The following is a 9,333-nucleotide window of genomic DNA, read 5'->3' on the forward strand; positions in this document are numbered from 1 at the left end:
GGATGGGCTATATCCGCAGTTCGCAGGGCTTTATCCGTTTTTTACAGATCGTCCATTTCCGATCATCGCGTTGTGGTGGTTACTGGCGACGTTTGAGGGTCTCGGTGGGCAGTTCGCCGAATTGTCGGCGGTAGATTTCGGAGAAGCGCCCCAGGTGCAGGAAGCCGTAATCCATCGCCAGTTCGGTGACGTTGCGGTAGCCGCAGGTAGGGTCGCCGAGGCAGGCGTGTACCCGTTCCAGCTTTTTCTGGCGGATGTAGCGGTTGGGCGTAAGGCCCACGGTGCGCTCGAACAGCCCGTACAGCGAGCGCGGGCTCATGTGCGCCCGACGCGCCAGTTCGTCACTGCACAGATCTTCCTTGAGGTTCTGTCTGATGTAGTCGGCGATCTGCTCGAAGGTCGCCAGGGAGGTATTGAGTTCCGGGCGAGTCAGGTTCGTACGCAGCAACATCAGCAGCTTGGTGGCGACGATCTGCATGTAGTTTTCCTGAATCCGCGGCATCGGCTCGGCCGTTTCGGCTTCGCTGCAAACCATGCGCAACAGATCGAAAAACCCTTCCAGCTCATCCATCCGGTAGCAGGACTCGACAAAGCGCAGGCCCTCCCCCGGCGTCTGCCAGCGCTGGTCACGACAGATCGACTCCATGACCGAGGCCGGGATTTTCAGGATGAATTTTTCGCAATCGGCCGAACCGGTCAGGTCGACGCGATCATCGGGATTGATGATCAGCATCTCTCCCGCACCCAGATAGTGCTCCTGCCTGTGGTTGCGCCACAGACAGTGCCCGTTCAGGAGGATCTGCAAGTGATAGAAGGTTTCCAGCGCGGGGGATGTGATACGTACATCCGAGCCGTAACTGATACGGCACAGATCCAGGCTGGCGAACTTGCGGTGCAACAGGCTGGAAACATACGCCCGGGACCGGGAAAGTTGAATGTCATGACTGCCCAGGTGTTCGTTAACGTAGTCGGAGACCGCATAAGGGTCGGCCAGATTGAACACCGCACTTTGTTGACTTGAAAGTAACTGCTGCATCACTCAGAACCCTGATGGTCGCCATTGCTCACGAAGTTCCACCCGTGGCCCGATGGCGTCAAGCATCAGCCCGGCACAAACCGCCCAACGGCTGCGAACGTCCTGCCTTATACAGGGTTGTGCGGGCGTGCGGCGCGCACCCGGGGCGGGTTTGTAGAAAGGGGATAAGGATCTGCAGAAACTGGATACTGCCCTCCAGCTACCGGGCTTAATTTCGATTTCACGAACAACTGAAAGATCTGGAGATGCCCCTCACACCACTCATTGCTTAGTTGCTATCGGCATTTATTGAAGTTCGCTGCGGCGACATCCCTCTACATAAAAGCCTTCTGCCTTTTCAGCGCAGACGGCAGTGCTTTGCCTGTGATTGCACCCGACGTCCCAATAAAAATAAATACGGCGAGAAGAACATGAACATTACAACGACGCGCTTCGCTGCAAGTGCGGGGCATCGGTCCCCCTTGAGTCTGATCGGCTTTGCAGCCTTGTCCTGTGCCCTGCCCTTGAGCGCCTTCGCCGCCGGATTTGTCGAAGACTCCAAAGCCACCCTCGAGTTACGCAACTACTACTTCAATCAGGATTACCGCAGCGGCTCGGCCGCGCCCTCGAAACAGGAAGAATGGGGGCAGGGTTTCATCCTCAATTACACCTCCGGTTTTACCCAGGGGCCGGTGGGATTTGGACTGGATGCACTGGGCATGCTCGGCATCCGCCTGGATTCGGGCAAAGGCACGCACTACAACCCCAACAGCACCAACCAGGCGGGCCTGGTCTTCCCGACCGACAGTGATGGTCGGGCGGTCAGTGATTTCAGCAGCCTGGGCCTGACCGCCAAGGTGCGTTATGCCAAGACCGAAGCCCGGCTCGGCACGCTGCGGCCGAGAATGCCGATTCTGACGCTGAACGACGGTCGCTTGCTGCCGGAAACTTTCGAAGGCATGCAAGTCACGTCCCAGGACTTCGACAACATCACCCTCACCGCCGGTAAAGTTGAAAAGGTCAAAAGCCGTACGTCCTCCAATAATGAAAATCTGGCGATATCCGGTGCCGGTGGCGCCGCGGGCAAGCGCAGCAACAAGTTCTATTTCGCCGGTATCGATTACAAACTCAATCCGAACTTGTTGCTCCAGTACTACTACGGTGGTCTGGAGAACTTCTATCAGCAACATTTCCTCGGCATGGTGCATAACCTCGCTTTGCCGGTGGGCAATCTGAAGAGCGACCTGCGCTTTTTCGACAGCGGCCCGGACGGTCGCAATGCTAGCCAGGCCGGCCGGCAGGAAGGTTATCGCAGCAGCGGCTATCACAATGACGGCAAAGTCGATAACCGCGCCCTGGCGGGCATGTTCACTTACACCGTGGGGCCGCACTCGATCGGCCTGGGTTATCAGGCGCTGAGCGGCTCCAGTGATTTCCCCTTCGTCAATCAGGGTGATGGCTCAGCGACCTATCTCATCACCGACCGCCAGACCGGCGCCCGCTTCCAGCGGGCCGGCGAAGACACCTGGGTGGCACAATACGGCTTCAATTTCACGGCGGTCGGCATTCCGGGGCTGACCACCCAGGTGACCTACCAGCGGGGTGATCATGTGAAAACCGATTCCGGCGACCAGCATGAGTGGGAGCGCGATATTCACTTCAACTATGCGTTCCAACAGCCCATGCTCAAAGGCTTGAGCGTGTCGCTGCGCAATGCCACGTTGCGCAGCACCGTGCCCAATCAGCGGGACATCGATGAGAACCGGGTATACCTGACCTACACCCGCGACCTCTTCTGACAAAACGGCCCTCTGTAGGAGCGAGCATGCTCGCGATGGTCGTTAACGATGACGCTGGCTGTCTGAATGCCCGCAGCGCCTGGACTTCCATCGCGAGCAAGCTCGGCTCCTACAATGGTCGTTAACGATGACGCGGGCTGTCTGAATGCCCGCGGCGCCTGGACTTCCATCGCGAATGAATTCGCTCCTACAGGGATTTGTGTTGTTTGGGAAAGACTGAATTGCTCCAAACCCATTGATCGCCCCCCGTGAAAAGGCGCAGGCTAGAGAGCTGCCCCCGCCTTCCTATCATTCCGAATGATAGTTACCTTCGCCGCGTTCGATTCGTGCGATATCCGCCCGCCTAGCATCATTCGCCCATCTCAATACATTGGCGGATGCATCCATGGAACAGTCATTCAAACATTTGCGCTTCCCGTTGGCCGTGTTGGCCGTGGTGGTGATGAGCGCTTGTGGCAAAGCGCCGCAATCGGCCGCAACTCCGCCCGCCGCCAAGGTCAGCGTGGCCAAGGTGCTGGAGCAGCCGGTCAACGAGTGGGACGAGTTCACCGGTCGCCTCGAGGCACCGGAAACCGTAGAGATCCGTCCACGGGTGTCCGGCCAGATTGATGAAGTGGCCTTCACCGAAGGTGCGCTGGTCAAGAAAGGCGACCTGTTGTTCCAGATCGACCCGCGTCCGTTCCAGGCTGAAGTTCGTCGCCTCGAGGCCCTTGTAGCCCAGGCCCGCGCCAATGCCACCCGCAGCGAAAACGAAGCGCAACGCGGTGAGCGTCTGCGCACCAGCAACGCGATTTCCGCCGAACTGGCCGATTCGCGCACCAGCGCCGCCCAGGAAGCCCGCGCCGCCGTTGGCGCCCTTCAGGCCCAACTGGACCTGGCGAAACTGAACCTGAGCTTCACCCGCGTCACCGCGCCCATCGCCGGTCGCGTCAGCCGTGCGGAAATCACCGCCGGCAACCTGGTGACCGCCGATACCACCCCGCTGACCAGCGTGGTCTCCACCGACAAGGTTTACGCCTACTTCGACGCCGACGAGCGTGTGTTCCTCAAGTACACCCAGCTCGCTCGCCAGGGCAAACGCGGCGCCACCACCCCGGTGTACATGGGCCTGTCCAACGAAGACGGCAACCCGCACCTGGGTCAGATGAACTTCGTCGACAACCAAGTCAACCCGAAAACCGGCACCATCCGCGGTCGCGCGGTGTTCGACAACAGCGACGGCAGCTACACCCCGGGCCTGTATGCACGCCTGAAACTGGTGGGCAGCGGCACCTACAACGCCATGCTGATCAACGATGAAGCGGTCGGTACCGACCTGGGCAAGAAGTTCGTGATCGTGATGGACGCCGACAACAAGACCGCCTACCGCGCCGTCGAGCTGGGTCCGAAGATCGAAGGCCTGCGCATCGTGCGCAACGGTCTGAACGCGGGCGACACCATCATCGTCAAGGGCCTGCAGCGGGTGCGCCCTGGCTCGCCGGTGACCCCTGAAGTGATCCCGATGGCCAGCGAGCAGACCCTCGCCGCTCTTGCACAACAACGACAAGCACTGGAAGCCAGCAACCTGCCCCAAGTCGCGCCTGCCAAGGTCGCGCCGGGTACGGCTGTGAAAGTGGCTGCCGTGACTCCACGCGGTTAAGGGATAACGACTCCGATGAATTTTTCCAAATTCTTCATTACCCGGCCGATCTTCGCAGCGGTGCTCTCGCTGCTGATCCTGATCGCCGGCGCCATCTCGCTGTTCCAGCTGCCGATCAGCGAATACCCGGAAGTGGTGCCGCCGACCGTGGTGGTGCGCGCCAACTTCCCGGGTGCCAACCCGAAAGTCATCGGTGAAACCGTGGCAGCTCCCCTGGAGCAGGCCATCACCGGCGTCGAGAACATGCTGTACATGTCCTCGCAGTCGACCGCCGACGGCAAGATCACCCTGACCATCACCTTCGCCCTGGGTACCGACCTGGATAACGCGCAGGTGCAGGTGCAGAACCGCGTGACCCGGACCGAACCCAAGCTTCCCGAGGAAGTGACGCGCATCGGTATCACCGTGGACAAGGCATCGCCCGACCTGACCATGGTCGTGCACTTGACCTCGCCGGACCAACGCTACGACATGCTCTACCTGTCCAACTACGCGATCCTCAACATCAAGGACGAGCTGGCTCGCCTGGGTGGTGTCGGTGACGTGCAGTTGTTCGGCATGGGCGACTACTCGCTGCGTGTGTGGCTCGATCCGAACAAGACCGCTTCGCGCAACCTGACTGCTACCGATGTGGTGACCGCCATTCGCGAGCAGAACCGCCAGGTGGCCGCCGGTCAACTGGGTGCGCCGCCCTCCCCGAGCGCCCAGAGCTTTCAGCTGTCGATCAACACTCAGGGCCGTCTGGTCTCCGAGGAAGAGTTCGAGAACATCATCATCCGTGCAGGCGACAACGGTGAAATCACCCGCCTGAAAGACATCGCCCGAGTCGAACTGGGTTCCAGCCAATACGCCCTGCGCTCCCTGCTGAACAACCAGCCGGCGGTGGCGATCCCGATCTTCCAGCGTCCAGGTTCGAACGCCATCGAAATCTCCAACGAGGTTCGGGCGAAGATGGAAGAGTTGAAGAAAGGCTTCCCGCAAGGCATGGACTACAGCATCGTCTATGACCCGACGATTTTCGTGCGCGGCTCCATCGAGGCGGTGGTTCATACCCTGTTCGAAGCGCTGATCCTCGTGGTGCTGGTGGTGATCCTGTTCCTGCAGACCTGGCGCGCCTCGATCATCCCGTTGGTGGCGGTGCCGGTATCGCTGATCGGTACCTTTGCGGTGATGCACCTGTTCGGCTTCTCGCTCAACGCGCTGTCGTTGTTTGGCCTGGTACTGGCGATCGGTATCGTGGTGGACGACGCCATCGTGGTGGTGGAGAACGTCGAGCGGAACATCGAACTGGGGCTCGAGCCTTTCGAGGCGACCAAGAAGGCCATGAGTGAAGTGACCGGCCCGATCATTGCCACGGCGCTGGTGCTGTGTGCGGTGTTCGTACCGGCGGCGTTCATCTCCGGCCTCACCGGTCAGTTCTACAAACAGTTCGCCTTGACCATCGCCATCTCGACCGTTATCTCGGCCTTCAACTCCCTGACCCTGTCGCCAGCGCTGGCTGCCGTATTGCTCAAGGGTCACGATGCGCCGAAGGACCGTTTCTCGAGAATCCTCGACAAGATCTTCGGTGGCTGGCTGTTCCGTCCCTTCAACCGCTTCTTCGAGAAAGCCAGCCATGGCTATGTCGGTACCGTGCGCCGGGTCATCCGCAGCAGCGGTATCGCCCTGCTAGTGTACGCAGGCCTGATGGTGCTGACCTTCTTCGGTTTCTCCAGCACGCCGACCGGTTTCGTACCCGGCCAGGACAAGCAATACCTGGTGGCCTTCGCGCAACTGCCAGACGCCGCGAGCCTGGATCGCACCGAAGACGTGATCAAGCGCATGTCCGATCTGGCCCTCAAACAGCCAGGCGTGGAAAGCGCCGTGGCCTTCCCTGGCCTGTCGATCAACGGTTTTACCAACAGCCCGAACGCCGGCATCGTGTTCGTAACCTTGAAGCCGTTCGATGAGCGCAAGGACGCAAGCATGTCCGCCGGCGCCATTGCCGGTGCCTTGAACGGCCAGTACGCCGGGATTCAGGAAGCCTACATGGCGATCTTCCCGCCGCCACCGGTACAAGGCCTGGGCACCATCGGCGGTTTCCGCCTGCAGATCGAAGACCGCGGTAACCTGGGCTACGAAGAGCTGTACAAGCAGACCATGAACGTCATCGCCAAGAGCCATAACGTTCCGGAACTGGCCAACCTGTTCACCAGCTACACCGTGAACGTGCCGCAGGTCGATGCCGCCATCGACCGCGAGAAAGCCAAGACCCACGGCGTGGCCGTCAGCGACATCTTCGACACCCTGCAGATCTACCTGGGTTCGCTGTATGCCAACGACTTCAACCGCTTCGGTCGCACCTATCAGGTCAACGTTCAGGCCGAGCAACAGTTCCGCCTGGAGTCCGACCAGATCGGTCAGCTCAAAGTGCGCAACAACAAGGGCGAGATGATCCCGCTGGCGACCTTCATCAAGGTCAGCGACACCTCGGGTCCGGACCGCGTGATGCACTACAACGGCTTCATCACCGCTGAAATCAACGGTGCCGCAGCCCCCGGCTACAGTTCCGGCCAGGCCGAGGCGGCCATCGAGAAACTGCTCAAGGAAGAACTTCCAAACGGCATGACCTACGAGTGGACCGACCTGACCTACCAGCAGATTCTGTCCGGCAACACCGCGCTGTTCGTGTTCCCGCTCTGCGTACTGCTGGCGTTCCTGGTGCTCGCTGCCCAGTACGAAAGCTGGAGTCTGCCACTGGCGGTGATCCTGATCGTACCGATGACGCTGCTGTCGGCCATTACCGGGGTGATCGTGTCCGGTGGCGACAACAACATCTTCACCCAGATCGGCTTGATCGTACTGGTGGGGCTGGCCTGTAAGAACGCGATTCTGATCGTCGAGTTCGCCAAGGATAAACAGCAGGAAGGCCTGAGTCCTCTGGCTGCGGTACTGGAAGCCTGCCGCCTGCGTCTGCGGCCGATCCTGATGACCTCCTTCGCGTTCATCATGGGTGTAGTGCCACTGGTGATCTCCAGCGGTGCCGGTGCCGAGATGCGTCACGCGATGGGTGTGGCGGTGTTCTCCGGGATGCTCGGGGTGACCTTCTTCGGTCTGCTGCTGACGCCGGTGTTCTACGTACTGATTCGTAACTTTGTCGAGCGCAGCGAAGCGCGCAAAGCGGCCAAGAAGCCGAAACTGGACAAGCCACTGGAGTCGCATTGATGAGTCTGAAAGCCTTTCTGCCGAGCCTGCTGGTGCTGGCGCTGAGCGCCTGTGCCGTCGGCCCGGACTACAAGACCCCTGATACGGCGCCGGCCAACATCACCACGGCGACCGATGGCTCCGCGGGCCAGAAGAACTTCGACCGCTCGCGCTTCCAAAGCGTGTGGTGGCAGCAGTTCGAGGACCCGACCCTCAACCAGCTGGTGACCGAATCGCTCAAGGGCAACCGTGACCTGCGTGTCGCCTTCGCCCGCTGGAAAGCGGCGCGGGCGATCCGCGATGACATCAGCAACGACGCCATGCCGACCGTCACCAGCCGGGCCAGCAGCGATCTGGGCAAGGGCCAGATTCCGGGGCAGACCACCAACCGGGTCAACAGCGAACGCTACGACCTGGGCCTGGACATGGCGTGGGAGATCGACCTGTTTGGCCGTATCCAGCGCAACCTGGAATCGGCCAACGCCGAGCAACAGGCACTCGAGGCTGATCTGTATCAGCTGCAAGTGACGATGATTGCCGAGTTGGTGGACTCCTATGGTCAGCTGCGCGGTGCGCAACTGCGGGAGAAGATCGCCCTGGCGAACCTGAAGAACCAGCAGGAGTCGCGCAAGATCACCATCAGCCTGCGTGATGCCGGCGTGGGCGATCAGCTCGACGTGGAGCGTGCCGATGCGCGCCTGGCTGCGGTGGAAGCCAGCGTGCCGCAGCTGCAGGCTGAGCAGGTACGGCAGAAAAACCGTATCGCTACCCTGCTGGGTGAGCGTCCGGACAAGTTGACCGTGGACCTGAGCCCGAAAGACCTGCCGGCGATTGCCAAGGCCTTGCCGATCGGTGATCCGGGTGAACTGCTGCAACGTCGTCCGGACATTCTCAGCGCCGAACGCCAACTGGCCTCGGCCACGGCGCGGATCGGTGTGGCCAAGGCCGACCTGTTCCCGCGGGTCAGCCTCAGCGGCTTCCTCGGCTGGACGGCCGGGCGTGGCTCACAGATCGGCTCCTCGGCGGCCAACGCTTGGGCGCTGGGCCCGAGCATCACCTGGGCAGCGTTTGACCTGGGCAGCGTGAAAGCCCGCATTCGCGGTGCCGACGCCGATGCCGAAGGCGCCCTGGCGACCTACGAGCAGCAGGTGTTGCTGGCGCTGGAAGAATCGGAAAACGCCTTCAGCGACTACAACAAGCGCCAACAGCGTTTGATTTCGTTGATTCGTCAGAGTGAGTCGAGTCGTTCGGCGGCCGATCTGGCCGAGATTCGCTATCGCGAAGGTTCGTCGGACTTCCTCGTGTTGCTCGACGCCCAGCGCGAGCGCCTGGCGGCCGAAGACACCCAGGCCCTGGCGGAAATCGATCTGTATCGCGGCATCGTCGCCATCTACAAGGCCCTCGGTGGCGGCTGGCAACCGGAGACCGTCGCCAGCAAGTAACCGGCCTTCACAGAGCTCCTTTGGTTGGCCGCAACCAACCAAATTCCTTGCCCCGCAACCGAATGGTCGCGGGGCTTTTTTGTGCATCGTCAACACAAAAACCTGTAGGAGCGAGGCTTGCCCGCGAAGGCGCCAGATCTGCCGATATTGTGTTGCCTGACACGACGCCTTCGCGGGCAAGCCTCGCTCCTACAAAGGTCATGCGGTCGGCACGGAACCAATGTGGGAGCGGGCTTGCTCGCGAAAGCGGTGTGT

The 9,333-nt window shown here is 60.9% G+C and carries 5 protein-coding genes; 4 read left to right on the top strand and 1 reads right to left on the bottom strand.

Annotated elements, in window-relative coordinates:
* Positions 1-79: 79 nt before the first annotated feature.
* Positions 80-1,039 (bottom strand): AraC family transcriptional regulator, encoded by a 960-nt coding sequence (locus tag K9857_RS15970; protein ID WP_318011761.1) that lies wholly within the window; start codon positions 1,037-1,039, stop codon positions 80-82.
* 407 nt (positions 1,040-1,446) lie between these two features.
* Here K9857_RS15970 and K9857_RS15975 point away from each other — a divergent pair, with 407 nt between their 5' ends.
* From K9857_RS15975 to K9857_RS15990, 4 genes are all read left to right on the top strand, one after another.
* The gene (locus K9857_RS15975) at positions 1,447-2,814 is read left to right on the top strand and encodes an OprD family porin (protein ID WP_224537322.1); all 1,368 of its coding nucleotides are present in this window, start codon (positions 1,447-1,449) and stop codon (positions 2,812-2,814) included.
* Between the two features lie 385 nt (positions 2,815-3,199).
* Positions 3,200-4,453 carry a multidrug efflux RND transporter periplasmic adaptor subunit MexE gene (gene mexE / locus K9857_RS15980; RefSeq protein ID WP_224537324.1) on the top strand — a complete coding sequence of 418 codons (1,254 nt, stop codon included), beginning with the start codon at positions 3,200-3,202 and terminating at the stop codon, positions 4,451-4,453.
* Between the two features lie 15 nt (positions 4,454-4,468).
* Complete coding sequence (locus tag K9857_RS15985; RefSeq protein WP_224537326.1) at positions 4,469-7,657, top strand: efflux RND transporter permease subunit; 3,189 nt, start codon at positions 4,469-4,471, stop codon at positions 7,655-7,657.
* Positions 7,657-9,078, top strand: coding sequence for an efflux transporter outer membrane subunit (locus tag K9857_RS15990; RefSeq protein ID WP_224537328.1), 1,422 nt, complete (start codon positions 7,657-7,659; stop codon positions 9,076-9,078). The genes K9857_RS15985 and K9857_RS15990 overlap by 1 nt, the downstream gene beginning before the upstream one ends.
* Positions 9,079-9,333: the final 255 nt, after the last annotated feature.

Origin of the sequence: Pseudomonas sp. REP124 (genome assembly GCF_020164475.1) — a bacterium.
In the GTDB taxonomy this organism is placed as follows: Bacteria; Pseudomonadota; Gammaproteobacteria; order Pseudomonadales; family Pseudomonadaceae; genus Aquipseudomonas.

Bases quoted from the DNA above. Each gene is read 5' to 3' on its own strand.
- K9857_RS15975 (WP_224537322.1), top strand. From the start codon at position 1,447: ATGAACATTACAACGACGCGCTTCGCTGCAAGTGCGGGGCATCGGTCC.
- mexE (WP_224537324.1), top strand. From the start codon at position 3,200: ATGGAACAGTCATTCAAACATTTGCGCTTCCCGTTGGCCGTGTTGGCC.
- K9857_RS15985 (WP_224537326.1), top strand. From the start codon at position 4,469: ATGAATTTTTCCAAATTCTTCATTACCCGGCCGATCTTCGCAGCGGTG.
- K9857_RS15990 (WP_224537328.1), top strand. From the start codon at position 7,657: ATGAGTCTGAAAGCCTTTCTGCCGAGCCTGCTGGTGCTGGCGCTGAGC.